Genomic DNA, 26,412 nt, shown 5'->3' with positions numbered 1-26,412 from the left:
GATTAGCTATTGTCCTTTTCTGAGGTAGCAGAAGAGTTATCCCAAGCGGGATCAAACCCACCCGGGGTTGTCCATACCCGGGTGGGGAGTTCCCCTGGTAAATACTGGTTATTTTGCGAACAAAAGACCGGTTCGGCTGGATCGTCCGCCTTCATCTGCGCGCGGTAGTCACGCAAGGCTCCCACTGCCCATTTCCCCAGGAAAATCAGGGCTACCAGATTAACCAATGCCATTAGAGCGGTCGCCCAGTCAGCGATCGACCACACTGATTTCAAAGGAAGAATCGCCCCTATCGCCGTAGATGCGATTACCAGCAATTTCAAAGGCAAAGCGGAGCGATCTACGCCCACAATAAACTTGTAATTAGTTTCCGCGTAGGTGTAGTTCCCCAGTATGGTGGAATAACCAAAACAAACCATCATTATCATCACGAACACAAACACCACCGTTTGCGTGGTGTTATTGGATCCCAAAGAGGTAACGATCGAATCCATAGTCAGCACTGCCCCATCGACATGGTTTTGCTTATCCCAGAAGGGAGCTGACATCAAAATAATGAAAGCAGTAGAGGTACACACCAGCATGGTGTCCACGAAAACTCCCAGCGCTTGAATCATTCCCTGGGTTGCGGGGTGACGCACGGTGGCAATAGCAGCCGCATTAGGAGCCGATCCCATTCCGGCCTCGTTAGTAAACAGACCCCGCTTAGTACCGGTAGTAATCGCGGCAATGAACGCTCCCCCAGCTCCCGCAACTGCCGGAGGCATATAGGTGTTGGATTGTCCGAAGGCTCCCATGAAGATTTCCCGGAATACAAAGGGAATCCGATCGTAGTTGAGGATAATCACCAAGATCCCCATGGCAACGTACAGCAGCGCCATTGCCGGAGCCAGATACTCCGAGAATCTAGCAATTTTACGTACCCCGCCAACTACTAGCGGCAAAGTTAATAGCACGAGGATCAATGCGGTTGCCCAAACCGGGAAACCCAAATATTCCGAGTTGGCTAGCTGAGAAATCGAGTTTGCCTGGATCATTTCGAAGCTAAATCCGTAGGCGAAGATTAGCAGCACCGCAAAGACAACCCCCCAGGTACGCGAGCCTAGGCCGCGTTGAATATAAAAGGCCGGGCCGCCTCGGAAGGTGCCGTCTCCGTTGCGGACTTTAAATAGTTGCGCCAAGGTAGCTTCGACAAAAGCGGTAGCCATACCGACTAACGCTACTACCCACATCCAAAAAACCGAGCCAGGTCCGCCGGCAACTACCGCCAACGCTACCCCGGTAATTGAGCCCGTGCCTACCCTATCAGCAAGCCCAATCGCAAACGCTTGGAAGGAAGAAACTCCCCCTTCGGATCCGCCACGAGAACGAGTAATTACTTTCAGCATGTGGGTAAACATGCGCACCTGCATACCTGAGGTACGTATTGTTAGCCAGATGCCTACCCCCAACAGGGTTATCATCAGCAGCCACACCACCGAATTGTTATAGGCAGTATCGAGGAGGCTGGAAATAGTCTCATTCCACTGTTCAAACGCACTGAGAGATTCTTTAGAGGCCGAAATCGGCATGGGATGCTCCTTCATGATGGGCGGCTTAGCAATTCGCTTCGACTAAGTGAGGGGAAGATACTTCCGAAACCGGTATTAATATACTCGCTCTAGGGGCTAGCTAAAAAATTGGTATATTTCTTAAATTTGCAGATAAAGCCCCTGCTTTAAACTTAAGCCGGCACTGCCCAAAGATGGGTAGGCAGCGCCTCCACTTTTACGCGATCCCCCACAATAAACGGTTCATCACCGCTTTGTCGGCGACTTGCCAGAACGCCAAACTCGGTTTCCACCTGCAAAAGATAGGTATCGCCTTCGAAAAGAGACCCCACTATCTGCCCCACTTCTGCCTGGATGGGATCTTTTTTACGTTCTGGAGGCAGGTTACTAATTACTATGGAATAGGGCGAGCCGAGCGCCACTATTTTACGGCTCTGTCCATTGGCACCAGCTAAGCTATCGGCAGCGGGAACCTCCAGCTGCTGTCCAAAAGCAGTGAATTGCGCACTGACTTGCCCGAATCGATCAGTGTTAATGACAGCATTAGTACTAACTTGGGTAGTAGCTCCCAGATAGAGGGCAGTTTGTAGATCCGCAGGGTGGGATACCAGATCCTGAGGGTAGTCATCCTGAATAATTTTTCCTTCGCGCAGCAAAATAATCCGGTCGGCAATCGCGAAGGCTTCCGGCAGGTCATGGGTAACATACAAAGATGCCGCCCCAATTCGCCGATGGATCCGCAAGATTTCTCCGCGAAGTCGCAAGCGTGAATAGGGATCGACATGGGCTAACGGCTCATCAAACAGTAGCCACCGAGGTCGACGCAGCAGTGCTCGCGCTAAAGCTACCATCTGCCGCTGCCCGGTAGATAGTGAGCCTGGATATTGCCGCGAGAGAGAACTTAAACCCAGATCAGTTAGGGTTACCTGCAGGTCTTCCGCGTTACCTCCGGCTAAGGCCACATTTTCCTGAACTGTTAGATGCGGGAACAGACCGTCCCGATCAGCTACCAGGGCACTGGCGCGGGCGCCGGGAGAAAAGTCAGATACGTCCTCGCCCCCACAAAAGATCTGGCCACTACTTGGTTGCAGTCCCGCAATGGCTCGCAATAATGTGGTTTTTCCCGCTCCGGAAGGCCCGATAATTACCACTAGTTCTCCCGGATCAACGCTAAAGGACACCGGGCCGAGCACCCAGTGTGAAGAACGCCAAACCTGCAGATCCCTTACGGTTAGCGCGGACGGTTCCATTTTCCCTCCTCCTTAGGTACCAGGACAAATAGCAAAATTGAGACGACTAATACCGCAAGCGTTAGTCCGAAAGCTGGCGCATAGTTCGCTTCATCAACCATGGCAAACATTTGCGGCACTACTACCGGAGTATCGGGAGCCGCTACCCACATCAGCGGTGCCGATAAGGTGGTGGAAATAGCGACTACGGTAGCGAGGGTCAAACTGAAGTAGCGCCTGACGGCGGGAAGCAGTATTTTTAGGGCTGCTTCCACCCTACCGACGCCTAAAACTTTCACCGACTCAAATTCGGCTTGGCCGATGGCTCGAAAACGGGCAGCCAAAAAATAGGTAACCGGCATGCCGATTAAGAGGAAGGAGCACAGCGATAAAAACCCTCCACTTGAAAAAGGCCAGGGCAAACCCTGTTGGCGACTAAGCATCCAGCCAGCACCAATGGCGGCTCCGGGCAGGGACAAAATCACAATAAATAAGGCTTCTACACTCAGATTTCGTCTCTTGGAACCGGCGCCTCTAGTTGCCGCTAGCACCATTAGGCACAGGCCGGCGGCTAAGGCCGATAGCAACCAGGTGTTGATTACTGAATCTAACTTGTCGAAGGAGAAGGTTGCGTGTAACAGCAGATAAAGGAGCAAGCACGCTGAGCTCACGGCATAGAGGCAGACTGCTATAAGTGGCAGCGGCCGGGCAGATCCCAAAGAAAAGCTACGCTCTCCTAGGGAGGAAGCCGGGAAAAACCGACGGTAGCTAGAGAAATATAGGCCGATTAAAACCCCGGCTACGCATAGGCAAAGACCGATTAGTGCCAGGGAGGCACGTCCTAAAAATGCGGTTTCGAAACTGCCGGTGGATCGCAGCCACAATGAGTGAGCCACGTTCATATTTTTTCCTCCCACCAGGTCAGGTACCAGCGGGTCGGAAAGCGCTAAAGAGAAAGTAACCCCGAGCGATAAAGGAACCGAAACCAATAGTGGCCGGGCGATTACTAGCCGAAAAACCTGCCAGTTATTAAGCCCCAGGATTCGCGCCTGGTCTAGTTGATCTGGACGGATGGTTTGCAAAGTGGAGCGGGCAGAAAAATAGGCTAAGGGGGCAAGCGAGAAGGCAAAAACCGCGATTACCGGTAGCGGCCCGACCAGGATGCTTGCGGATGAGCCCGCGAAGGAACGCAGACAACTGGCAACAATAAAGGGGGGAATCGCGATGGGGCATAGGCACAGCATGGTTGCTAGTTGACGAAAAGGATCCGGCAGAAAACGGGTTCCTAAGGCGGCTCCACTCCCCCAAGCAGTGGCCAGAACCGCCGAACCGATAGCCTCTAGTAGGGACAGACGAATGGCAGCAGTAATGGCTTCTTCTCCGGGGCTGGATTTTACGATCGCCGCGCGAACTACAAAGGCAAGTGGCCAAATAGCTGCGAGAATACAAAAGCCAATAATGATTGCCCAACATAGGGAGCGCAGTAATATCTTTTTCACTTCTGCCACTCCTGCCTGGCAAACCAAGTCAACCACCGATCACGATCCGCGGCTGATTTTTGCGGACGCGCCGGCAAAATATAAGGATCCGCTTGCTGCAAACGCGAGGCTAATGACCCAGGGATAGCCCGAGTAATCGCCAGTTGCGGGGTGGGCGATTTAACGGCTACCTCTTGGCCGGATTTTTGTGATAGCCAATCTAGAAACATTTTTGCTTCGCCTACGTGGCGCGCATTCTTCAACAGGGCGGCCGAACCAATCTCATAGGAGGTGCCCTCTTTAGGATAGGAAATAGTAACTGCCTTATTAGCTTCACTTTTGCCGGCACAATAAGGGGTGAAGGTGATCGCAATCGCTGCTTCTCCTGCCAATACCATTTTCACAGGAGCAGTACCAGAGTTCGTAAGGCGGGGTACATTGGCATAAAGGTTCCTAATGGCAGGGCTCGCCTGGTCAGCATAGATTTCATCCAGTACCCGCACCACGGTAAAGGCGGTTCCCGAAGTAAGCGGGGAAGAAGCGGCCACCAGGCCGTGATATTGCGGGCTGGCCAGCTCGGACCATGATCTAGGTACCGGTAAGCCCCGGGCGGCTAAGGCTGCTTGATCAGAACAAAACCCCAGTAAAGAGCCATAAACCCCGAACCAATAACCCTCGCTATCACGCATAGCTGCCGGAATATCGCTGATTCCCGCTGGCTGATAGGCAGACAGCAAGCCGCGCCGCTTAGCTAGCACATAGTTTTCTGCCGGGCCTCCCACCCAAACATCAAACTCGCGGGTTTTGGGGCTAGAAGCAATCCGGGTCAAAGCTTGGGCAGTTGGCAAACGCAGGTAGGAAACATCTTTTCCAGTGGCACCGGCATAGGCATCCCGCCAATTTTTACAGATTGATTCTTCGTTAGAACAGATAAAAGCTAGTTGTTCTTTCCCTGCGGGGTGGCATCCGCATAAAACCAGGCTCAAAAGCAAAGTCAAGAGAACTACCAGGCGGGACCGCATGTCAGTAACGATAGCAGGCTGGCGGAAACATTTCGGTTTCCGCCAGCCTGCTTTGGGTATTTTGATTATATTAGGATCTTTTAGCGCCCCTGAAGCGTAACGCTATGCCCGCTCGTCCAGTTTTTGTTTATGGGCGCTCATAATCCGCCGTTCGTCGCGTCCTACGATGGCAAAGATTAATACCGTCAATACCGAAAAGACGATAAATACCATAAAGGTGAGGTTCCAGCCGAAGTTATGAACTAGCAGCCCGACTCCAGTGGAAGCCAAAGTAGCTCCCAGCAGATATCCAAACAAACCAGTAAAACCAGCGGCAGTACCCGCCACGTTACGCGGAGATAGGTCAATAGCCTGTAAACCAATCAGCATCACCGGGCCGTAAATAAGTCCCCCAATTAGGGCTACCAGCAGAATCAGTATCCACATGGGGGTTCCTACCGGAGCCAACCAGTACCCCAGGATGGCTAGGGCAGTGCAGATAGTAAAGAAGATTCCTGCCCCCGAGCGGTAGCCTTTAAAGACTTTGTCTGACATCCAGCCACATAGCAGCGTACCGACGATGCCTGCGATTTCATAGGCGAAGATACCTGCCAGACCGGAACCAATCTCGGCGTGATGCTTTTCGTGCATGTAGACCGTAATCCAGTTCAGTACCCCGTAACGCAGGGCATAGACGAATACGTTAGCCACTGCCAGCATGACGATCGTGCGATTGGTAAGGACGTGTTTGAAAATCAAATCCTTAGCGGACATCTTTTCGCCCTCGTCTACTTCCACTTTGGCCGGGTCATTGCGGTATTCCTCGATCGGGGGAAGCCCGAGAGATTCGGGAGTATCCCGGATCAATAGGAATCCAATAAACGCTACTATCAGGGCGATTACCGCGGGCAACCAAAAGGCTGAGCGCCAGTCATCGGCAGTCCAAGCCAGGCCAATACCTACCAAGGTGGGTAGCAGGGCGCCCCCAACATTATGGGCAGTATTCCAAATAGAGGTGATGGTACCGCGTTCATTAGTGGAGAACCAGTGTACTAATACCCTTCCGCAAGGAGGCCAGCCCATACCTTGGAACCAACCATTCAAAAACATGACAGTCGCAAAGATTCCTACCGAGGCGGTTACCCAAGGCACGAAGGCTACTACTAGGTTGGTACATGCCGATAGTGCCAGGCCGATCACCAGGAAATAGCGGGCGTTGGAACGATCAGAGATCATCGCGGAGAAGAACTTTGAGAGCCCGTAGGCGAAAAGCACCGCGTTCGCGATAATCCCCACTCCGACTTTGTCGATACCAGTGTCATCCATCAGCAAAGGGGCGATGGAGGAGATATTGTTTCTAATCAGATAAAAGCCGGCATAGCCAATGAAGATACCCAGGAAAACCTGCAATCGCAGACGAGGGAAAAGCTGTTTGACTTTATTTTCGGGCAGTCGTGGCGCCGGCAGGGGTGCCTTTAGCCAGGAAAGACCTTTAGGGGATGCCATAAATTCACTCCGCTGTGTTCGTGGCGGCCGGGACCGCCTTATGGAAACTTACAGACTCTAGTCTGCCTGCCGATTGGTAACAACCAGCAGGGTTAGCGGTGACAGGCGGTAACGATGCTGTTACCCAGAATTAGTTTTCCCGCCCGAGATACTCCAAAATATATCCGCCACCGCGCAGGGTATGAATCATTTCATCACTGCCGGCAGCCCGCAGTTTGGCGCGCAAGCGGTAAATAGTGGTTTTTACCATATCGCGCCCCCCAGAGGTAGAAGTGGTTTCCCAAACTTGATTTAGTAGTTCCCGAATAGTTACTACTCCCCCGTTGGCCTCAGCTAATACTCGCAGTAACTTGAATTCGGTTTCCGAAAGTTTTAGATCTTTAGCTTGATAGTAGGCACGCCCGCGCGCAGTATCCAGCGACAGCGGACCTAGTTCCCGTCGAGGTTCTACCTGCCGCATTTTATGGGTACGCCGTAAAATCGCCTCTACCCGCAAGGATAGTTCCCGCGGGGAAAAGGGTTTAGGCAAATAGTCATCGGCACCCGCCTGCAACCCTTCGATGCGCTGCTGGGGATCCCCCAGGGCAGTAAGCATTAGAATCGGAAGCTTTTGCGTTGACCTAATACGTTTTGCCAGTTCTACCCCCGACCCATCAGGTAGCATTAAATCCAATATCACCAGCGCTAAATCGGAAGACTTGACCAATTTCCAAGCCGAGGCCGCACCGGAGGCCTCCAGGACTTCACAACCGGTTTCCTCCAGGGTATAGCGAACAATTTCACGCATTTGCGCTTCGTCATCTACTACCAGCACCAGTGGTTTCACTTTGTTCCTCCCTTGGGCAAACTCACTACAAATGTAGTTCCTCTTCCCTCCAAAGTATCAACCAGTACCTCTCCTCCATGACCGCGAACGATTTGGGAAACTACCCCCAGTCCTAGTCCCGCCCCCGAGTTCGCGGTCGCAGCTTGGCTGGTTTGTCCCCCGTAGTAGGTGAACAAGTCGCGCCGCTGGCTCTTAGAGATTCCACCGCCATTATCGGTGACTTCTAAAATAACTTGCGATCCGTCCTGGAACGAGCGCACCAGGATTTTTACACCTTCCCGGCAGTGCCGAGCCGCGTTGTTTATCAGGTTCCAAATCACTTGCGAGAGTAATTGCCGATCCCCGTATACATAGAGCGGCGCCCCGGGATCGGTTAGCAAAATATCGACCGCTAAAATTTCGCGTACCTGCGAGGCTGCCTGTCGTACTAGCTCGCGCAAATCCACGTCTTGTTTGTCTAGCCGCAATCCTGAGCCGCGAATCTTAGCTCCGGTTAAAAAAGTTTCCGCTAAGCGAATCGCGTGTGCAGAGTTAGTGGTAACCGTGTGCAACAGGCGGCTTTGTCGCTCATCCAAAGGAGTAGATTCTAAAAGTTCCGCCGCCCCAGAAATCAGCGCCAAAGGGGTACGGATTTCATGGGACAGAATATCGGTGTTGGTAGCATCATTGGGCAGTTTCGCTCTGCGCCGAGGCAGATGCCATATCCATTTATGGAGAGCGTAGCCGCCTAAAACTCCGCCAGCCAGCCCAATTAAAAAAACTAGGATTTCCACCGTTATCCGGCATTTCGCCGTGCCCGGGCGGCAGCAAGCTCGTCGGGAACTTTCAGTTCTTGCTTAGCCGACTCTACAGGCAGTTCCGCTAGGGTGCCTTCAATCTCTCGCCATACGCGTCCTACTGCGATCCCAAATACGCCTTGTCCCCCCTGCACCAGGTCAATTACTTCGTCGGTGGAGGTGCATTCGTAAACGGAGGCACCATCGGACATTAGGGTGATAGAGGATAGCGAGTCCACTCCTCGCTTAGATAGGGCGTCGACTGCTATTCGAATTTGTTGTAGGGACACTCCCGTATCAAGGAGGCGTTTTACAATTTTTAGTACCAAAATATCGCGGAAAGAATACAGGCGATGGGAACCGGAACCTTTCGCGGAGCGAATAGTAGGTTCTACCAATCCAGTTCGCGCCCAATAATCTAGTTGCCGGTAGGTTATCCCGGCTGCTTTACAAGCGATAGGGCCGCGGTAGCCGGTCTCGGTATCCAGATCCGCTAAGGTATCTCCAAATAACATGCCTTGCGAACGCTGTGGGCGCGGCTGCCTATCCATGGGCTGACTCCCTGACGATGGTTTTAAGTACTGTCTTAACGGTATTTTCTTTGCCCTGGTCGGTCAAGAACCTTTTACGGAAAGTCTCAAGCTTGACTTGAGGTTTAATTCAGCTTTTCCGCAGAAACCCGCACCATCTGCAAAAACATTTGGGCAGCTGCTTCGGACAGTTCTTGCGTCTCCGATAAATGTCGCGCCTTTGCCACGCTATTAGCACGGTAGCCCGCAGGAGTAGCCGCCCGCTCCACCAGGTCTAGTAAACGCAGGGCAGCAGTTTTCAAGAACCGCAACTGACGCGGAGGAATCCCCTGTTCCACCAAAAGGCTGGCCAACTTTACTATTTGATGACTGCGAGGAGGAAACCGCCCTGCCAGATCCGGGGAAACTAGCCCTGCCTGCACAAAAGAGCTTAATTCCGCAGTGGAAACCCCGCTTAAATCCAAAAGCTCCCGGGTCGTAAGGGTCCCATTCGGCGCCGCAGAGGTAACCAATTGTCCTTCAGAGGCAATCAGCCGCGCCGCCTGTTGCGGAGGGGGTACCTCACTGAGTGTTTGCCCCGCGTCTAGTTGCGCTAGCTGTTCGCGAATAACCCGCAGGGGCAGAAAAGAATCACGTTGCCGAGACAGACAAAAACGAACCCTCTCGATATCGGCAGCCGAATACTTGCGGTATCCCGAGGCAGTACGAGCCGGAGAAACTATCCCCTGGTCTTCCAGGAAACGCAGCTTGGAGACCGAAATCGTCGGGAATTCACCTTTTACACGTTCGACTACTTTGCCGATCGAGAAGACCGGTTTAGTGGATACTCCCGCCGGCCAGGACATAGCTTTAGTCTCAAGTTGCGCGCTCCGCCTCGCTGATGCCGTCGTCAAGTCTAAGAATCCCTCCGGGAGGAATAGTAAACCATCCGATATTTTCCGATCTGCACACTATCGCCCGTTTTCAACTGGATAGAATCTACCCGCTCACGGTTTACATAGGTTCCATTAAGGGAGCCGGCATCGCGAACCACGTACCCGTCCTCTTCGCGCACAAAGATAGCGTGCTTGCGAGAAACGGTAACGTCATCAAGGAAAATGTCGCATTTGGGTTTGCGCCCTACTGTGACTTTTTCCGCGTTTAGTAAGAAGCGGGCTCCTACGTTCGGGCCGCGTACAACAACCAGCAAAGCTGACCCCTCTGGAAGCTGCGCAATGGTGTTGCGAGCATCTTCAGAAAGTGCACTGCCGGCAACCAGATCATCGTCCCTAATTGCGCCGATAACCGCGGTAGTTATGGGATCTGCCAAGTCGTTGTCGCTCATGGAGTCCTCCTCTTCCTAGTTCCTTGCCCACCTATCCCGACAGGCCTTTCAATGTTAGCGCAAAATTTTTTCCAACTCACCGGTTTGTCACATATTGGTAACAAAATTTTCCGTGCCAAAATTATTGGTCGCGTCAGGGCTGGTATAGTTTGCGCCATGAACGAACCCGTATCGCATCTGGTCTTAACCTTGTCCTGTCCTGACCGTCCTGGAATAGTCCATGACGTAACGAAAGTGATTGTCAAGGTAGAGGGCAACATTGTCGATTCTCAACAGTTCGATGATCCCGAAACCAAAAGTTTCTTTATGCGGGTAGAGATCCACAGCCGCTGCAGCGTCCAGGAAGTCAGGGAGGCTTTTACCCCCTTGGCACAGCAGTACTCGATGCGTTGGTCCGTCAATGAGGTCGGCAAGAAGGTTCGCACCATCATTATGGTTTCCAAAGAGGGACATTGCCTCTCTGACCTGCTATATCGACACCGCAATCTGAATCTACCGCTCGAAGTGGTGGCAGTAATCGGTAACCACCCGGATTTGGCGCCTCTCGCCCAGTTCTATGATGCGCCCTTCCTGTGTATCCCGGTGACAAAAGACACTAAAGCAAAGGCAGAGGAAGAGCTGCTCGCCCTCATCGATTCGGAAAATGTGGAACTGGTGGTGCTTGCCCGTTATATGCAGATCCTTTCCGATAAGGTTTGCGAGCGTTTACACGGCCAAGTAATCAATATCCACCACTCTTTCTTGCCTTCTTTCAAGGGGGCACGTCCCTATCACCAGGCGCATCAGCGGGGAGTGAAACTAATTGGGGCAACTGCTCATTTCGTAACCCCCGATCTAGACGAAGGTCCGATTATTGCCCAAGAGGTGATTCCGGTTTCCCACCGAGACTCTACTGCCTCCATGGTGCAAAAGGGGCAGGATGTAGAGCGCCGGGTGCTGGCTCAGGCAGTCACCTGGTATTCCCAGCGGCGAATCCTGCTAAACGGTAACCGCACTGTGGTTTTTGAATAGGACGCGTTTAGAGGAGATCCGCCCGGACCGTTTTTGCGAGCGCGCCCTCTCTAAAGCGGCTTACTTTTGGCACTTAGGACACCAGTAGCTGCGCCTGCCGGCGACAATCTGGTCGCGAACAATCGCTCCGCAACGCCGACAGGGCTCCCCCGAACGCTGGTAAACCCAAAAACGCCCTTGAGAGGGATCATCAGTGGTGCAGATCAAGCCTTCTTTAAGGCCGCGACGCATTTGGGAACGCAGGTCTTCCCACAGCGCGTGTAGGCGTTTCACCGAGACTTTAGCCGCCTGCCGGTTAGGGTTGATCCCGCAACGAAAGAGGCATTCGGCGCGGTAAATATTGCCAGGCCCGGCGATAAAGGATTGATCCATTACTACTTCGCCTATCCGGCGAGTAGTTTTGCGGGCACGGGCAATAAAATCCTCATCTGTGCAAGAATCCACCAGCGGATCGGGGCCGAGGCGGGCTAAAATTTTATCTACCCCCTCTTTATCTAGCAGTTCGCACTGGTTAGGGCCAGACAAGTCGGCTACCGCTCGCGAAAACTCTAACCGCAGCCGCACATTTTCTCCGGGAAGATTCGGCTGAAACTGCCCCGAAAAATGTTTATAGGTATCGCCGGGGTGTTCGCCTGGCATCCGCGGGGCTCCGATATGGCCAGGGAGGGTTATTCCTTCACCTGCCTGAAACTTCCAAGAACCATATAGCCCCAGATGCACGTGCAAAGTCGCTGGTTGCGGAACCTCAAAATCTAGGAACAGGTGTTTACCCCACGCCCAGGGGCGTGTAATTTTTGCGTTATCCAGGGCGGCTGCGCCCTCCGAAAACCGTCCCTGCGGAGAAGATGCCCGCGCAATACCGAGTTTCGATAGTTCGGTAAAAGCGATGGCTAAACGGTGAATAGAATGTCCCTCTGGCATAGGGCAATTCTTGCCTAGGGCGCTACGTTTGCCAAACCGCCGGGAATATTTAGGCTTAAAGTATGAGTGAAAATTCCTGCGGACAGGCTCCGCGTGTTCAAGATGACCTTTACCGCCATATCAATGGTGCCTGGTTAGCTAGCTATAAAATCCCGGCTGACCGTGCGGTTGATGGGGCTTTCCGCGACCTGGTAGAGGACGCACTGGCTCACTGCCGCACCCTTTGTGAAAACGCGGCGGCCGGGAAACTGGAACGCCCGCAGCAGGCGGAAACCAGCAGTGAGCGTTGGAGTTTTGATGCCAGCCGAATTGGGCAACTCTTTCAGGCCTACCTGGATCAAGATGCCCTGGCCGCACAAGGAACTGCCCCGATTGTTCCCCTGCTTGAAAAAGTGGGAGCCTGCCCAAGCCGGGATGAGTTAGCCCAGGTACTGGGAGAGCTAGAGCGGGAAGGCATTGATTCCCCGGTTGCTTTCCTGGTCGGTATCGATGCTGAAAATCCGGAACGCTATATCGGACAGTTCTATCAGGCGGGGCTGGGTCTGCCCGATGAATCCTATTACCGTGAGGATGAACACCGGGAAATCCGGGAAAAGTATCGGGAATTTTTAGCAAAAATGGCCCTAGAAAGCGGGATTGCCGCCTCCGGGACAGAGAATGATTTCGCCCAGCAAGTGTTTGATTTTGAAACCCTGCTAGCCAGTCACCACTGGGATGCAGTGCGCAGCCGCGACGCACAAGCTACTAATAACCCCACTACTTTCGCGGAGTTCATCGGTAAAAACCCGGGATTTAACTATTCCGCTTGGGCGCAGGGACTGGGGCTAAAACTTAAGGCCGGAGCTGATCCGATTAACGTGTACATGCCTTCCTATCAGGAGGGATTTGCCCAGCTGTGGGCGAGCACCGATCTACCCACCCTAAAACGATACCTGCAGATAAAAGTGGTTTTAGCGTTCGCTGCCTACCTGGCTCCGCAGCTGCAAGAACTACGTTTTTCCTTCTATGGCACTACCCTGTCGGGGACTCCTGAGCGCCCCGAGCTGTGGAAACGCGCAGTAGGCACCGTGGAATCAGTATTGGATCAGGCGCTCGGGCGCGCCTATGTGGCCTATCATTTCCCGCCGGAGCGTCGCGACGCAATGGAGAAACTGGTGGAGGCACTTTTACAGGCATATCGGGAGGGGATTGAGAAGCTAGATTGGATGGGAGAAGAAACCCGCAGGCGCGCCCTCGGAAAATTATCCAAATTTACTTACAAAATCGGGTATCCGCGCCTTTGGAGGGACGACTCTGAGCTGCGTTTTAGCGAGGGCGACACCCTGGTAGACATGATTCGCGCTTCCAGTGCCTATGAAACTGACTTCCAGCTGGCACGGATCTTAAAACCAGTGGATAAAGAAGAATGGCATATGAGCCCGCAAACGGTTAACGCCTACTATTCCCCGCTGGCAAATGAAATCGTCTTCCCCGCCGCGATCCTGCAGCCCCCATTTTTTGATCTTGAGGCTTCCTGGGCTACCAATTTTGGAGGCATCGGCGCGGTGATTGGGCACGAAATCGGGCATGGTTTCGATGATCAAGGCTCCCACTACGACGGCGACGGCCGGCTCACCGAATGGTGGACCCCGGCCGACCGGGAAGAGTTCACCAAACGCACCGCGGCTTTAATTGCGCAATACGATAGCTACCGCCCCAGTGAACTACCTGATGAGGAAGTGCACGTCAACGGCGCCCTCACTACCGGAGAAAATATTGGGGATCTGGGAGGATTAGCTATTGCTTTTAAAGCTTGGAAGAGGGCGCATCCGGAAGAGGCCGACTTGGCTCCCGATTTCTTTTATTCTTGGGCCAGGGTGTGGCGCACTGCGATCCGCCCGGAATCTGCCCGCCAGCGCCTCGTGGTAGATCCCCACTCCCCCGCTGAATTCCGCTGTAACGGGGTGGTACGTAACTTGGATGCTTTCCACGATACTTTCCAGACCACTCCCGCCGATAAGCTCTGGATGGAGCCAGGCGAGCGGGTAAGAATTTGGGAATAAGCACGCACTAAAGCAATCATTAAGATAGGTCTAAAAACAGGAGAGGAAATGCCGGGTACAAATCTGACGAAAACTGAGGCACAAGCACGCAAGAACGTTATCGGAAAAGTTGATTACACCGTCCAGGTGGAGCTATCGGAAAATGGGGAAACCTTTCCCTCCCGCACGGTGATTGATTTTGAAGCTGAAGCGGGCGCAAGCACTTTCGTGGATTTAATTGCCCCTAATGTGCGCTCCATCCAGCTAAATGGACAAGATTTGGGCACTGCTTGTTACCGCGACAACCGGATTGAGCTTAGCGATCTAAAGGCGGAAAACCACCTAGAAGTGGTGGCTGACTGCGCTTATATGCATACTGGCGAGGGAGCGCACCGCTTCACAGATCCGGCCGATGGCCTCACCTATGTTTATACCCAGTTCGAGGTGCCCGATGCCCGCAGGGTGTTCGCCTGTTTTGAACAACCCGACCTGAAAGCTACCTACCAGTTCTCGGTGACGGTACCGCAGAGCTGGACGGTACTGTCCAATATGGAAACTCCGCGTCCGCAATCTCTAAAGGTAGAGCGTGCCGGGGATACTAACCAACATGTTTTCCATTTCGACCGCACACCTTTACTTTCCAGCTATATTACTGCCCTGGTTGCCGGCCCCTACCATAGCGTGAAATCGGTACTTACCAGTATTGATGGGCGCACTATTCCTTTGGGGGTTTACTGCCGACAATCGCTAGCTGAATATCTGGACGCGGATTTTGTTTTCGAGCAAACCATTGCGGGGTTCCGTTTTTACGAGTCTCACTATGCTCGCCCCTATCCTTTCACCAAGTATGACCAGATTTTTGTTCCCGAATATAACGCGGGGGCAATGGAAAACGCCGGTTGTATTACCTTCCGGGATGAATATATTTTCCGCACTAAACCTTCTGGGGCGCAGCTAGAGCAGCTCACCAACACGATTTTGCACGAGCTGGCTCATATGTGGTTCGGGGATTTAGTCACCATGAAATGGTGGGATGACCTGTGGCTAAACGAATCGTTTGCCGAGTTTATGTCGTATTGGTGCATGGCAGAAGGGACCCGTTTCAATGACGCTTGGACCGGGTTTACGATGCGCAAAGTATGGGGGGTCAACTGTGATCAGCTGCCCACTACCCACCCGATTGTGGCGCCCATCAGTGATCTTGCAGATGTAGAAGTTAACTTCGATGGTATTACCTATTCCAAGGGCGCCTGTGTGCTGCGGCAATTGGTGGCTTATGTAGGTGAAGGTAATTTCTTGCAGGCTTTGCGTAGCTATTTTGCTAGCCACGAATATTCCAATGCGACTTTGGCTGATTTCCTGGGAGAGCTAGAGAAGGCCAGTGGACGCAACTTGAAGCAGTGGAGTCAGGTTTGGCTGCTAGAGGCCGGGATTACCCAGCTGGAGTCGCAGATTGAAAGAGACGCGAGCGGTAAAGTTACCAGCTTTAATATTATTCAATCTTTGCCGCAAGAAGGCACCAGTTTGCGTCCTCACGCCACTAGCATAGGCGCCTACGATTTTGATTCTCGCGGGAAACTGGTTTTGGTTCGCCGCGTAGATGTAGATGTTAAAGGCGAGGTTACCGCGGTTCCTGGTTTGGTGGGAACCAGGCATGACGTCTATGTACTTAACTACGAGGATTTAGCGTACGCGAAGATCCGTTTTGACGCTGATTCCTGGGAAGTGTTGCGCACTCGCGTTGGCGATTTCGAGGATTCTTTGCCGCGAGCAGTCATCATGTGTGCCGCCTGGGATATGGTGCGTGACGGGGATCTGAGCGCTTCGAAATACTTAGAGATGGCTTTGGGAGCGCTCAAGCACGAAACTAATTCTTCGGTGTTGAATGGAATTTTACGGCATATCCAGGGCGCTTTAATCTACTATGCTGCTGACCCCGCCAGTGCTCATCGTCTGTTAGCCCCGGCGCTTTTGGCTTTAGCAGAGGAAGCAGAGCCGTCCTCGGATCGGCAACGCCAATTGGTGCGGGCATTCTTGCAGGTTGCGGGAGCTAAAGAGGCACCTGAAATTGCGCGTTGGTATGAGGAAGGTAAAGTTTTTGAAGGCGTTAGTGTAGATACGGATTTGCGTTGGGATATGATTTTTGCTTTGGCGGCTAATGGGCAGGCCAGCGCAGACATGATTCGCAAAATGGCAGAAAGTGACGACACTATTACTGGCCGGGAAAACGCTTTCTTGGCGCGCGCTGCCCTGCCGGGTCGGGAGAACAAGGCGCAGTGGGCGCAGCGGGTTCTGGAAGACACTTCTTTGACCAATGGGCAGATTGATGCCTTGACAGCCGGGATTGCGCGTTCCCTCTGGCTGCAACCAACAGATGGTGCCGATATGATCGAGCCTTATTTCGCGGCGCTTAACGATATTTGGGATCAGCGCACTTTGCATATGGCTGAATCTCTAGTTGGCGGGCTTTACCCCTTAGCTCTCCAAAGTCGGGAAGGATTTGACCTGGTAGAGCGGACGGAGCGTTGGTTGGCAGAGAACCCGGATGCCGATAAAGCGCTGCGCCGCCTGGTGCTAGAAGAACTAGATGGGGCGCGGCGTTCACGCCATGCCCGTACTGGTAAATGAGTTTTTCGTTTAGCGCGGCTGGCTGGTTAGAGCACTTAGCTAAACCCGGTCAGCCGCCGTTAACGAAAATCTCGGGATTTGGTGGGGACTGGCAGATTTAACGGCTCTAGTTTGTCTGCTAGCAGGGCTAGGGCTCCGTCTTTGGCTTGCAGCACTCCGCGCACGATTAGGGCATTTTGGCTGAGGGCGAGGCGGCGGTAACGCTGCCAGCAACCAACTTGGCAGATCACGTTTACTAGCCCGGTTTCGTCCTCTAAAGATAGGAAGACTACGCCTTTGGCAGTGTGGGGGCGTTGACGGTGCGTAACTAGCCCTGCGCACCGGATGCGTTTGCCGGCTAGTTGCGGGCGCAGCCTAGCGGCTGGGAGGATTCCGCGCCGCTTAAGTTCTGGCCGGAGCAGCTTCGTGGGGTATCCCCACAGGCTGATTCCCAGGGCTAAACTGTCCCATTGTACTTGCTCTGAGGTAGTTAAGAGCGCGAAATGTGGCGCGGTTTCTGTAAGGGTAAGTCCTGGCAGTTCTGGCTGGTAGAAACGGTTTTGCGGGGCGGATAAGAGGGGCGCGCGCCAGAGCCCTTCACGGCGGGTGACTCCCAGGGAAGACAGCGCCCCTGAGGTAGCCAGAAGTTCTAGGGCTGAAGTGGGCAACCGGCTACGGGAAGTGAAGTCCTCTAGGGTTTTAAAACGATGCCCACAGCTATCATTGCGAGCGGCAAGAATTTTTTCTATCCAAGCTGGGCACATCCCGCGGATCTCCGCTAACCCCAGGTTTAGGGAGGTCAGTCCCTCCCCGGGAACCGAATCTTTCTGAGAAGTGTTCACGTCTGGGCGTAGGATTTTCAATCCGTGGCGACGGGCATCAGAGATTAATGATTGCGGGGAATAAAACCCCATCGGCTGGTTGGCTAGGATCGCGGCATAGAATACCGCGGGATAATAGGCTTTTAGCCAGGCGGAGGCATAGACCAGGTAGGCGAAGGAAAAAGCGTGAGATTCCGGGAAACCAAATTCGGCAAAACCAGACATTTGTGCCCAGATTTTTTCTTGTACCGGGGGCGGGATCTGGTTCTTTTCCATGCCTTTGAAGAACTCGGCGCGCAGGTCAGCTAGGTGTTCCCCCGGGTTTTTGCGTCCCATCGCCCGACGCAGGTTATCGGATTGGGAACCGTTAAATCCGGCCACATCTTTGGCTATCCGCATTAGTTGTTCTTGAAAAAGCGGCACCCCCAAGGTGCGTTCCAAGGCAGGTTTTAGCAGCGGATGCAGGTAGGTGACCTTTTCGCGCCCTAAGCGGCGCGCCAGATAAGGGTTTACGGCTTGCCCTTGGATAGGGCCGGGACGAATCAGAGCCACTTCGACTACCAGGTCATAGAAACATTTTGGTTTTAGCCGCGGCAAGGTAGACATTTGGGCACGGGACTCTACTTGAAAAACCCCAACCGTGTCGGCAGCCTGTAATAGCTGGTAGACGCGCGGGTCTTCCGGGGGTAGGTTATGCAATCGCCAGGGCTTGCCGGAGGGCGATTTTTCGCCGCGCGCCTGCAGAGTTTCAAAAGCGGTACGTAGCGCCCCCATCATTCCCAGGGACAGTAAATCGATCTTCACCAGCCCGGCTTCGGCGCAGCTATCTTTATCCCATTGCACCACGGTTCGCCCCGGCATATTTGCCCAGTTAATCGCGGCTACTTCGGTGAGCGGTTTATCGGAAAGCACCATTCCACCGCAATGAATCCCCAGGTGGCGGGGAAGTTTTTGTAGCTGCCCCGCTATTTTTCGTACATTTTCCGGTAAAGCTTTTCGATCTAACCGTGCCCATTTCGCGGCGGTCTTGGTATCATAGCCGAGGGCGCGGGAGGCATCTTTTAGCGCAGCTCGCGGACGGTAACTAATTACATTAGCCACTTGAGCGGCATTTTCTCGTCCGTATTTGCTATAGACGTGTTGGAGTACTTTTTCGCGTTGATTAGATTCAATATCCAGGTCAATATCGGGTAGATCTTTACGGTCTGGGGTTAGGAAACGGTCGAATAGCATCTGGTGGCGCACCGCATCTACCGCGGTGATTCCCAGGCAGTAACAGACTGCGGAGTTGGCGGCGGAGCCGCGTCCTTGCACATAGATACCGGAGGAAAAACAATAATCCACTATCTCTTTTACGATCAGAAAATACCCGGAGAATCCTTTTTGGAATATCACTTTCAATTCTTGGCGAATTGTGTCGGCGGCTTTTTCCGGCACCGGATCCCCGTAGCGGTCGCGCGCCCCCTGCCAGGAAAGCTGCTCCAGGTAGGAGTCGGCGCTATAACCGGGTGGCACTCGGGCTAAAGGCAGATGCGGCGCGGGGGTAGAAAAATCAAAAATCAGGTCTTTACCTATCTGGGCAGCGTTATCGACTGCTCCAGGAAATTGCCGATGAATCCGAAGCATCTCAGCTTCGCTACGCAACATGGCATGGCAAGCGGGCAAGTCGTCTTGGATTTTATCGAGAGGACGCGCCAGTCGGGTAGCGGTCATAACATCTGCTAGGCGTTGACTGGCAGGGGTAGCACAGCGGGCAGCGCTGGTGGCTACCAGGGGCAACTTGGTTTTGCGCGCCAAGTGATCTAGCTGTGCCGCTAGGCGCTCTTCCCCATCGAAACCGGCTAAGGCGGCCTCTACCGCTATGTTTTCTGCCCCGAACAGCTCTTTTAGTTGCTCGAGGAAGCGGGTAGCCGCCGCGATTCCAAAGCGGTAAAGCACGCGACGCAGCGGTCCGGCGCGGGTGCCGGTTAATACTAGCCACTGCCCTTTTGCCCACTGGGCTAGTTCGGCTAGGTTTTGCCGGTCGGCTTCCCTCCTGCCGGCTGCTAGGTGATGGGCACTGATTGCCCCGGTTAAAGCAGAATATCCCTGGCTAGAGCGGCAAATAATTGGCAGATGGGTTTTGTCCTCTAAAGTAAATTCGCACCCCGGTAAGAAAGCGAGGCCGGCTTGGCGGGCGGCGGCGCGCGCCTCCATTAACCCGTAAACTCCGTCATAATCGAGTAGCGCCAGGCCGGATAGCCCTAGTTTTTTCGCCCCACGCACCATTTCGCGCGGCGAACACGCCCCGACTGCGAAGGAATAGGCAGAATGAGCGTGCAGCTCGATATAGCCACTCATTTTTGCCCCTCCCAGGCATCTAACCACCAGGAGGATTTGCGGAACACCAGCAGTAAGGTTTCTTGCTCGCCGTAAACCCGAAGAAAGATTCGCGGCCCTAGCCGACTGGGAGCATCCGGCCGCCACCACTGTCCATTTATCGGCCAGGTACCCTCGGTTTTTTGCACCTCGATTTTCCGTCCAGCCACCTGCACCCATTTGACCGGGACTTTTAGCTGTCCGTCACGTCCGGGCAGGATTTTCCGGCCACGACTATCGATAATTACGGCCGGTTTGGGGTGCATGAACACTATTTCCGGCGCTACCCCACTGAGCGCCCCGATTCTAGGGCGCGGCCGCCTTTGATCGCCCCGCTCTTGCCAAGTTTTTAGTTCAATCACTGAACGCGGATCATATCCGCTGGTTAAATGGGGTACCCGCACCCCGTTTTTACCTAATAAAGAGCTGGCATTGCGGGCTGCCTGATCTACTTCCTGGGGAGGATCCGCGTTTCGTCCCCAAAGCGGGGTCATTGCCTGGCGGGCATCCACCACCTGTAAGAGGTGGAGTTCAATCTGGGAGACCGCCCCCAGAGCTTCGCTGCCTCTACCCCCAACCGTAACCGTCTCTAACTGATGCTTTATTCGTTCTACTAGGTCTTTGCTGCTAACAGCTACCCCCAGGTTCCAGCTGCGACTAAGCACTTTTCCATTTTCGCAGCGGCAAATAAACTGCACCTGGCTACATACCAGTCCGCTTGCACGCAGGCGGGCAAACATTTCCACTACTAACGCCCGGGCTGGCAGTAACAGCTGGGTGAGGGAGCTGGCAGGCGGGGTGAAGAATTGGTAGAGACCGGGAGAGTCGGGCGCAGTTTTCACCCTGGCCGCGTCCTCTAGATTTTCCCCGCTAGCTAAGTCGTAACTAAGCGCCCCCAGGGTGCCGAAACGGCGAATCAGCGCCGGACGTCCCAAGGCGATAAGTTGCCCCAAGCTGGTGATTCCCAGATGGGTTAGGCTGTCCGTCATTTTTGTTAGGTACTGGTCAGAGAAATCGAATCCGCTTATTTTTATCCCCGGACGTAAGAAAAATCCCAGGCTACTTAGGGGTTGCGCGCTAAGGAAAGGCATTACTTGGGAGTCGGCAATCAGTAGCTGTTCGCGGGCAGCTAGGCACGCCGCTAAAGTGCCGCTAGCAATCCCGATCTGCACCGCGTATCCTATCTGCGCTAAGTCTTCGGTTAGTTCTGCGGCCAGGGCAGATTCTACGCGGCGCTGACTGCGACTTAAAGTGGCGGTTATCAGCCCGGGAAACCAGCACTTGGGGGCATAGAGTTGCTTTCCCGCGGCCTCTAAAACCGGTTGGAATGCCAGTTCTGCCTCTGCCGGTGAATAGGGTTTTTCTTTCAGGGAGGGGCAGAGGACGCGCGCTTGCTTTAACCGCATCTGCTCCCTGATTCCGGCGGCTCTCGCCGGGGCAGTCACCGCCTGCACCCGCCCGCCGCTGCACAGTGCCACCGCTTCATCTAGGGAGAGCTTCGCGGCTTGGGCTGGCCAGGCGGGGATGTAGAGGGCTAGTAATCTATCGTTCACCTCGCCCTCCTGGCTTTTGTAGGGCTAGTTAGGAGGAGTCCCAGGGACTGGCACGCACCTAATAACGCTGGTAGCAGGGTTACAGAGCACAAATATTTCATTACGCACTCACCTTTATGACTGAAGCTGCCCCAGGGGAACTCTCCGAGTGCCGGGCGCTGGTTTCCAGGGAAATAGCGCCTGCCCAGGCGGGTGCGGACAGAATTACACAACCAGAGCGGCGTGCTTTCGCGGTTAGAATCCGTTGTTGCTGCGGGCCGTAATCTACCATTCCGATAGCCAGGACTGCCGCGCAAGGTACGAAAAGTTGGGCGCATGCCAGGGCGCTTCCGCCGGTATAGGGAATGGTGATTACCCGCTTTAAGTCCAAGCCGATTTGCCAGGCGCGCTGCCAGCCTAGATCGGGAAAATCTAGGAATACAGCCCAGCCGCTCTCCCCCATTTTTTCGGCGGCTATCTCTAGCAGCCCAGCCCCGCCCGCTACCTGTTGATAGGCGCTAGCCAGTGGCTTTACCGGGCGAGGACGGTTCGCCAAAACCTGGCGCGCCTTTTCTAGGCGCTGCAACTGAGCGGACTTATCGAACATACGTTCGATTATAGGGAGCCTCCCCCGATTTGTCACCCCTTTCCGGGAGCGCTTTTGGGGTAGAAACGGGGCTACAAGTAAAGAGAAAAAAATGACTCAGGCGCGTCATTAGTCATTTCCAGAACGGGTGGCTAGACGGGGGCATGCATGGGGGCTGTGATTTATTTGCTGGACGCGTTCGGCAACTTTTCCGAAGTCGCGATGTTTTCCTTGCGAAAACTATCTAAGTACCAGCTGAGCGCCGGTTGAACGGAACAACGTAAATGTGTCGCAGTATTCTACGCCAAACGCTTTACAGACGTCAGGAATTTTTACTGATCTTCGAGAGTCAGGTTCTGGGCGCTCATTAGTTACTACCGTATATCCGTGGGCTGCAGCGAAAGCTATTAAAAATGGATCTGCGCAGTCCGCAAACTTCTGTGTCGCTGCAGGTTTATAATCCTTACTTTCTGCCCAAGTCGCAATTTGATTGACAAAACCATATATAGCCTGATCACCATCGATAGCAGTAAACATCCCTTTATGCGACTTCAGCTTTACCCAATCTGCAAGTTCGTCATCTCCGGTAGTCAGTTCATCATAAACCGGTTTAATACTGCATATTTTCCCGGTCATATAGACACGCTCTATCCATTCCCAAAATCCCGGAGCGATATCGAATCCGTAATACCGGTTCTTAGCTTCGATAAAAACATTACTGTCCAGCACATACATTTAACCCACCGCCAGCTTTTCGGCAAGGTTACGGAAAGTTTGCGGCTTTTTGGTGCCGAGCATCCGAAAGGCATCTCGATAAAGAGTATTACCCTCCAATGTAGAGATAATCACAGCGCGGGTAAATGTGGGAGAGTTGCGCAGAGGTAGAGTTTTATAAAAATCTCCGCCCCCGGTTTGTTTCCCCTTGCTTTCTCTTTCGGCTATCGCGCTCAGTTCCCGGCCATATAGTTCCTGATACTGACTCCAGCTCAGAAAGTTGGCATCAAAAAGGCTGTGCAGCACCACCAAGACGCTGCAGCCGGCTTCTTGCGCAAGTTTAGTAACAGATTCTTCGGTGACCTTGGTACCGCGCATGCCCTCAAGAACATCCTTGGGAAGTAGGATCTCTCCCGCGAGTTGGTTGCACCAGCGTTCCTCAGATTTTGCGCTATTGGAATCGTTGAGAGATAAATCGGCGTCAGACAATGCACTATGACCTAGCCAGATATGCCCTAGTTCATGTAATAGGGTAAAGATTCTCGCAGAATGACCGTCGACTCCGTTGACAAAAATAAGAGGCGCAATTTCATCGCTTAAAGAAAAACCCCGGAACTCTTCGACTCTCAGTTTTCTGTGAGTATTGTTTCCTACCACTCCGTTAGTAAGCACCAGGATTCCGAGTTCTTCGGTCTTGTCGAGCAAGTAGCGATACAAACTGGACATATTGCCAATTCGTTTTCGAGATTCGAACCCAAAGTCAAGGAGATCACTGATTTTAGCTGCTACTTCAATCACGCTATTATTCACGCCTACGGAACCTACGAAAGACAGTTTTTCTGCCTCATTACTTAGGGCGTAGTCTCGATACCAATCTTGGGTGCGTTGCGCGTTGTAAATAGTGTCGAGCAGATCCCCGGAAGGCTGACGTACCGCAGAATCTTTAAGTGTCCGCATATCAGCTATAGGCAGGTCTTCCTCGGGAGGAGTATCGAGAAAAAGAAAAGCGAAAGGCGTATTAGTTTTGACAGCAAATTTTTTTGCATCCGTGAAAGAAGGAGCACTAACGCCAGATATCCATTCAGGTAGTTTAGGAAAATTTTTCTCCAAATCATTGACGGATTTCCCGCTACGTGCCAAAGCCCACTCGTAAACAGGGGGCGCTATACGTACTTTTGCAGACATTACACTTCTCCCCCGCAACTTAGAAAATGGACAAAACACACGAGACGGTTTCCATTTTACTAGCAACTGTGCCTAGACGGCAGCTTTCCCTGTTTTTTAGAGCCGAGGCGTCCTCATCCAGTTCTAAAGCTTCCGTATCCAGGGCGTGAACCGCGAAAAATAATATTTATGTGCGCATTACGCATATAACACGCATATAACCATTGATTTTTGACCCCATTATTTCTAGTATTTATGTAAGAACAGGAGGGGTAACGATGGCTAAAGTTAGTACCAACATCAATCTGGACGCTGATCTCAAACGCTCCGCGCAGCTCTTACTCAAAGACCTGGGTATGGATCTAACCACTGCGGTCACCATATTCTTGCGGCAAACCGTGCGAGATCAGGCAATCCCGTTTCAAATATCGCGTGATATTCCCAATGCCCAGACCTTATCTGCCTTACAGGAATACGAAGAAATGAAGGCTCACCCTGAAAAGTACCCACGCTATACCAGCTTCGAAGAAGCAATGAAAGACGTTTTTGCATGAAGCTAAACATCGTTCTTAAATCGAACTGGCTCACACGCTGATATCTTCGGGATGTAACTCCGACCGGCAAGCCCTGTCACCGACACATTATCGCTTATTTTTCTTGCCGCGGGTCTTTTTATTCTTTTCCCGATTCCCGATTATCACAAAACAAGCAAAACCTAAAACCCAGATCGGAAGGGTAAACAGCATATTCCGCAGATAGTTAGCAGTAAACATCAAAAAGAAATCCAAAATAGCCGAGAGTGCGACCAGAATAATCCCCGCCCAAACCAAAAAATCATCAATAGTGTTCTTACGCTTAGACACGGTCTTGACCTTACCGCATCTCACCTGCACCCTAGAAAATAGTATTGAGTATATGTATTCGAGTAGTAAAGCTCGGAACATTACAGAACATGACGACCTTGTTCCCTAAGCTGGGCAAGAATATCTGCTCTTTCCTGCGAAGAAACTAGCCTTTTCTTTTCTAACAGCTCCAGAAGTATCCTCGTCCCGAAAGCGCCTTTTACCACTTCCTGTTCCTGCGCAATTACAACCGCATCCTCATCGTAGCTTACGAACAAAACATTGTCGCTACAGGTTATTTTGCATCCCAAGAGCCCACTCATAGGTTTGCGCGGGTGCTTTCCCACTATTTACTTGTTCGTAGAGCTTAGCAAGCAGATACGCAGGAAATCTTTGCGCACCCGATAAACTGGCTCGTCGTTGCACATCACTCCAGGTAAGCCCGATTTCTTTTAGATATTTACCTAGGAATTTCTGGGTAACTATTGTTTTCTCGTCCTCGAAAAGAAAATCTGGGGTAGGTAAGTCAAACTTATTGAGTCGATTCACCAAGGCCGCAACTGATACCCCCCAATCCCACAAAAACTTGGCGAACCTTGCCGGTTCAGCTTTGTCCTCTACCAGCCTTTCAACCTGTACTTTTGGCATCAATAAGTCGGCAGCAAAACGATTAGCGCCCCGTTCCTGCTCTGATATTTCATCGTCCCGCTTAATCGTAGTGTCGTTAGCTATATGCCCGATTTCGTGGGCAATCGCAAATACTTGCCTAAACCAGTTATCGGTTCTGGGAACCACAATGACCGGGCGAGAATCCAGTATAAGACAGGTTCCGTTCCCCTCTAGCCCAATCTGCACCACGTCAATGTGAAGATGATTTTCGATTTGGGAAGAAAAGTCAATCTCAATTCTTTCCCCGAGCATCTCCAAGACTTCTTCCGGAGTTTTCCCTTGCAAATCACTCATCTATATGCCTGCTTATAGACCAGCGCAACAGAACGGAAAATATCCAAATCAACCGGGTTAAAGTGGTATTTTTTGGCTGTCCCATCCCAATCATGACGAGCAGCTACATCTTTTTTGGATACCCAATAAGGGTCAGAGCCGGTAATTAACCAATCCAAAGAAACATCCAAAATAGCCGCAATTTCGGCAATCTCGCCAGCACTAACTTTGCGGCTACCGCTAATCACCCGACTAAGTCTCGCCTGATCCCAATCCAGCTTCTCCGCCAACGCCTTTTGACTAAGACCGCTATCCTTGCAAGCACTTCCAATCCGCTCTCCAATGGTTTCCATCTCTAACACCTCCGTTCTATACCCCAGCATAAACGAGAATCAGCGAATATAGAAGGCAAATTTGTGAAAATCACAATTTAAATGGGAAAATTGCCCAGGCCGCACGGAGGGGCAACCAAAAGCCCTTGCCACTGGCGGTTTTCAAATCCCGGAGACGGATCCTAGGAGATGTTTTGAGGGGACGTTTGGCGGGTTTTTTGCGCTGGTTAAAGATGTTTTTCGGGTGCGTTTGGTTATTTGCGTGATTGCGCTATATGGCGTGCTCGTTTGCGTTTTGTTGGTTCTTTAAACTTTTTTGCTCTTTGCGCGCGGGTTAACCT

The 26,412-nt window shown here is 52.6% G+C and carries 23 protein-coding genes; 4 read left to right on the top strand and 19 right to left on the bottom strand.

Annotation, left to right across the window (positions count from 1 at the left end):
* Positions 1 to 2 precede the first annotated feature (2 nt).
* The 10 genes from E6072_RS04225 to E6072_RS04180 form a co-directional block, all read right to left on the bottom strand.
* Entirely contained in the window at positions 3 to 1,571 is a 1,569-nt protein-coding gene (locus E6072_RS04225; RefSeq protein ID WP_316693983.1) for an alanine/glycine:cation symporter family protein, read from the bottom strand.
* 152 nt (positions 1,572 to 1,723) lie between these two features.
* Positions 1,724 to 2,800, bottom strand: a complete 1,077-nt coding sequence (locus E6072_RS04220; RefSeq protein WP_316693982.1) for an ABC transporter ATP-binding protein — start codon at positions 2,798 to 2,800, stop codon at positions 1,724 to 1,726.
* Positions 2,782 to 4,278 carry an ABC transporter permease subunit gene (locus tag E6072_RS04215; RefSeq protein WP_316693980.1) on the bottom strand — a complete coding sequence of 499 codons (1,497 nt, stop codon included), beginning with the start codon at positions 4,276 to 4,278 and terminating at the stop codon, positions 2,782 to 2,784. The genes E6072_RS04220 and E6072_RS04215 overlap by 19 nt, the downstream gene beginning before the upstream one ends.
* Positions 4,275 to 5,279 carry an extracellular solute-binding protein gene (locus E6072_RS04210; protein WP_316693979.1) on the bottom strand — a complete coding sequence of 335 codons (1,005 nt, stop codon included), beginning with the start codon at positions 5,277 to 5,279 and terminating at the stop codon, positions 4,275 to 4,277. The genes E6072_RS04215 and E6072_RS04210 overlap by 4 nt, the downstream gene beginning before the upstream one ends.
* 102 nt (positions 5,280 to 5,381) lie before the next feature.
* Complete coding sequence (locus tag E6072_RS04205; protein WP_316693978.1) at positions 5,382 to 6,764, bottom strand: MFS transporter; 1,383 nt, start codon at positions 6,762 to 6,764, stop codon at positions 5,382 to 5,384.
* A 130-nt stretch (positions 6,765 to 6,894) separates the two neighbouring features.
* Complete coding sequence (locus tag E6072_RS04200) at positions 6,895 to 7,590, bottom strand: response regulator transcription factor (protein ID WP_316693977.1); 696 nt, start codon at positions 7,588 to 7,590, stop codon at positions 6,895 to 6,897.
* A complete protein-coding gene (locus E6072_RS04195; protein ID WP_316693976.1) occupies positions 7,587 to 8,363 on the bottom strand; it encodes a HAMP domain-containing sensor histidine kinase in 777 nt (258 codons plus the stop codon). The genes E6072_RS04200 and E6072_RS04195 overlap by 4 nt, the downstream gene beginning before the upstream one ends.
* Before the next feature lie 2 nt (positions 8,364 to 8,365).
* Positions 8,366 to 8,917, bottom strand: a complete 552-nt coding sequence (locus E6072_RS04190; protein ID WP_307737969.1) for a MerR family transcriptional regulator — start codon at positions 8,915 to 8,917, stop codon at positions 8,366 to 8,368.
* A gap of 104 nt (positions 8,918 to 9,021) precedes the next feature.
* Complete coding sequence (locus E6072_RS04185) at positions 9,022 to 9,741, bottom strand: MerR family transcriptional regulator (protein ID WP_316693975.1); 720 nt, start codon at positions 9,739 to 9,741, stop codon at positions 9,022 to 9,024.
* Between the two features lie 50 nt (positions 9,742 to 9,791).
* Entirely contained in the window at positions 9,792 to 10,220 is a 429-nt protein-coding gene (locus tag E6072_RS04180) for an FHA domain-containing protein (protein WP_316693974.1), read from the bottom strand.
* A 156-nt stretch (positions 10,221 to 10,376) separates the two neighbouring features.
* Between E6072_RS04180 and purU the strand changes: the two genes are divergently transcribed.
* Positions 10,377 to 11,231 (top strand): formyltetrahydrofolate deformylase, encoded by an 855-nt coding sequence (purU, locus tag E6072_RS04175; RefSeq protein WP_316693973.1) that lies wholly within the window; start codon positions 10,377 to 10,379, stop codon positions 11,229 to 11,231.
* A 60-nt stretch (positions 11,232 to 11,291) separates the two neighbouring features.
* Here purU and E6072_RS04170 read toward each other — a convergent pair whose 3' ends face one another.
* Positions 11,292 to 12,152 carry a zinc finger domain-containing protein gene (locus E6072_RS04170; protein WP_316693972.1) on the bottom strand — a complete coding sequence of 287 codons (861 nt, stop codon included), beginning with the start codon at positions 12,150 to 12,152 and terminating at the stop codon, positions 11,292 to 11,294.
* A 62-nt stretch (positions 12,153 to 12,214) separates the two neighbouring features.
* On the opposite strand from E6072_RS04170, the gene E6072_RS04165 reads away from it, so the two are divergent.
* Both E6072_RS04165 and pepN read left to right on the top strand, forming a co-directional pair.
* Complete coding sequence (locus E6072_RS04165; RefSeq protein ID WP_316693971.1) at positions 12,215 to 14,194, top strand: M13-type metalloendopeptidase; 1,980 nt, start codon at positions 12,215 to 12,217, stop codon at positions 14,192 to 14,194.
* A 48-nt stretch (positions 14,195 to 14,242) separates the two neighbouring features.
* A complete protein-coding gene (gene pepN / locus E6072_RS04160; RefSeq protein ID WP_316693970.1) occupies positions 14,243 to 16,801 on the top strand; it encodes an aminopeptidase N in 2,559 nt (852 codons plus the stop codon).
* 59 nt (positions 16,802 to 16,860) lie between these two features.
* Here the strand turns inward: pepN and E6072_RS04155 are convergent, their stop codons facing one another.
* The 5 genes from E6072_RS04155 to E6072_RS04135 all read right to left on the bottom strand — a co-directional run bounded on the left by E6072_RS04155 (position 16,861) and on the right by E6072_RS04135 (position 23,976).
* Positions 16,861 to 19,941 (bottom strand): error-prone DNA polymerase, encoded by a 3,081-nt coding sequence (locus tag E6072_RS04155; RefSeq protein ID WP_316693969.1) that lies wholly within the window; start codon positions 19,939 to 19,941, stop codon positions 16,861 to 16,863.
* The gene (locus E6072_RS04150; RefSeq protein ID WP_316693968.1) at positions 19,938 to 21,512 is read right to left on the bottom strand and encodes a hypothetical protein; all 1,575 of its coding nucleotides are present in this window, start codon (positions 21,510 to 21,512) and stop codon (positions 19,938 to 19,940) included. The genes E6072_RS04155 and E6072_RS04150 overlap by 4 nt, the downstream gene beginning before the upstream one ends.
* Positions 21,513 to 21,612: 100 nt before the next feature.
* Positions 21,613 to 22,098 (bottom strand): hypothetical protein, encoded by a 486-nt coding sequence (locus E6072_RS04145; RefSeq protein ID WP_316693966.1) that lies wholly within the window; start codon positions 22,096 to 22,098, stop codon positions 21,613 to 21,615.
* A gap of 219 nt (positions 22,099 to 22,317) precedes the next feature.
* Entirely contained in the window at positions 22,318 to 22,812 is a 495-nt protein-coding gene (locus tag E6072_RS04140) for a DUF4411 family protein (protein ID WP_316693964.1), read from the bottom strand.
* Positions 22,813 to 23,976 carry an ImmA/IrrE family metallo-endopeptidase gene (locus tag E6072_RS04135; protein ID WP_316693962.1) on the bottom strand — a complete coding sequence of 388 codons (1,164 nt, stop codon included), beginning with the start codon at positions 23,974 to 23,976 and terminating at the stop codon, positions 22,813 to 22,815.
* Between the two features lie 257 nt (positions 23,977 to 24,233).
* On the opposite strand from E6072_RS04135, the gene E6072_RS04130 reads away from it, so the two are divergent.
* Positions 24,234 to 24,509 carry a type II toxin-antitoxin system RelB/DinJ family antitoxin gene (locus E6072_RS04130; RefSeq protein ID WP_270625699.1) on the top strand — a complete coding sequence of 92 codons (276 nt, stop codon included), beginning with the start codon at positions 24,234 to 24,236 and terminating at the stop codon, positions 24,507 to 24,509.
* 87 nt (positions 24,510 to 24,596) lie between these two features.
* Here E6072_RS04130 and E6072_RS04125 read toward each other — a convergent pair whose 3' ends face one another.
* The 3 genes from E6072_RS04125 to E6072_RS04115 all read right to left on the bottom strand — a co-directional run bounded on the left by E6072_RS04125 (position 24,597) and on the right by E6072_RS04115 (position 26,092).
* Entirely contained in the window at positions 24,597 to 24,818 is a 222-nt protein-coding gene (locus E6072_RS04125; protein WP_316693958.1) for a hypothetical protein, read from the bottom strand.
* A 267-nt stretch (positions 24,819 to 25,085) separates the two neighbouring features.
* Complete coding sequence (locus E6072_RS04120; protein ID WP_316693956.1) at positions 25,086 to 25,760, bottom strand: ImmA/IrrE family metallo-endopeptidase; 675 nt, start codon at positions 25,758 to 25,760, stop codon at positions 25,086 to 25,088.
* Entirely contained in the window at positions 25,757 to 26,092 is a 336-nt protein-coding gene (locus E6072_RS04115; RefSeq protein ID WP_316693954.1) for a helix-turn-helix transcriptional regulator, read from the bottom strand. The genes E6072_RS04120 and E6072_RS04115 overlap by 4 nt, the downstream gene beginning before the upstream one ends.
* Positions 26,093 to 26,412: the final 320 nt, after the last annotated feature.

The sequence above is a fragment of the Varibaculum cambriense genome (assembly GCF_032557235.1).
GTDB lineage: Bacteria > Actinomycetota > Actinomycetes > Actinomycetales > Actinomycetaceae > Varibaculum > Varibaculum cambriense_C.
Note: the sequence above shows the minus strand (reverse complement) of the source record. Positions and strands in the feature narration are given on the sequence as shown.

Bases quoted from the DNA above. Each gene is read 5' to 3' on its own strand.
- E6072_RS04225 (WP_316693983.1), bottom strand. From the start codon at position 1,571: ATGCCGATTTCGGCCTCTAAAGAATCTCTCAGTGCGTTTGAACAGTGG.
- E6072_RS04220 (WP_316693982.1), bottom strand. From the start codon at position 2,800: ATGGAACCGTCCGCGCTAACCGTAAGGGATCTGCAGGTTTGGCGTTCT.
- E6072_RS04210 (WP_316693979.1), bottom strand. From the start codon at position 5,279: ATGCGGTCCCGCCTGGTAGTTCTCTTGACTTTGCTTTTGAGCCTGGTT.
- E6072_RS04205 (WP_316693978.1), bottom strand. From the start codon at position 6,764: ATGGCATCCCCTAAAGGTCTTTCCTGGCTAAAGGCACCCCTGCCGGCG.
- E6072_RS04190 (WP_307737969.1), bottom strand. From the start codon at position 8,917: ATGGATAGGCAGCCGCGCCCACAGCGTTCGCAAGGCATGTTATTTGGA.
- E6072_RS04185 (WP_316693975.1), bottom strand. From the start codon at position 9,741: ATGTCCTGGCCGGCGGGAGTATCCACTAAACCGGTCTTCTCGATCGGC.
- E6072_RS04180 (WP_316693974.1), bottom strand. From the start codon at position 10,220: ATGAGCGACAACGACTTGGCAGATCCCATAACTACCGCGGTTATCGGC.
- purU (WP_316693973.1), top strand. From the start codon at position 10,377: ATGAACGAACCCGTATCGCATCTGGTCTTAACCTTGTCCTGTCCTGAC.
- E6072_RS04170 (WP_316693972.1), bottom strand. From the start codon at position 12,152: ATGCCAGAGGGACATTCTATTCACCGTTTAGCCATCGCTTTTACCGAA.
- E6072_RS04165 (WP_316693971.1), top strand. From the start codon at position 12,215: ATGAGTGAAAATTCCTGCGGACAGGCTCCGCGTGTTCAAGATGACCTT.
- pepN (WP_316693970.1), top strand. From the start codon at position 14,243: ATGCCGGGTACAAATCTGACGAAAACTGAGGCACAAGCACGCAAGAAC.
- E6072_RS04155 (WP_316693969.1), bottom strand. From the start codon at position 19,941: ATGAGTGGCTATATCGAGCTGCACGCTCATTCTGCCTATTCCTTCGCA.
- E6072_RS04145 (WP_316693966.1), bottom strand. From the start codon at position 22,098: ATGTTCGATAAGTCCGCTCAGTTGCAGCGCCTAGAAAAGGCGCGCCAG.
- E6072_RS04140 (WP_316693964.1), bottom strand. From the start codon at position 22,812: ATGTATGTGCTGGACAGTAATGTTTTTATCGAAGCTAAGAACCGGTAT.
- E6072_RS04135 (WP_316693962.1), bottom strand. From the start codon at position 23,976: ATGTCTGCAAAAGTACGTATAGCGCCCCCTGTTTACGAGTGGGCTTTG.
- E6072_RS04130 (WP_270625699.1), top strand. From the start codon at position 24,234: ATGGCTAAAGTTAGTACCAACATCAATCTGGACGCTGATCTCAAACGC.
- E6072_RS04120 (WP_316693956.1), bottom strand. From the start codon at position 25,760: ATGAGTGATTTGCAAGGGAAAACTCCGGAAGAAGTCTTGGAGATGCTC.
- E6072_RS04115 (WP_316693954.1), bottom strand. From the start codon at position 26,092: ATGGAAACCATTGGAGAGCGGATTGGAAGTGCTTGCAAGGATAGCGGT.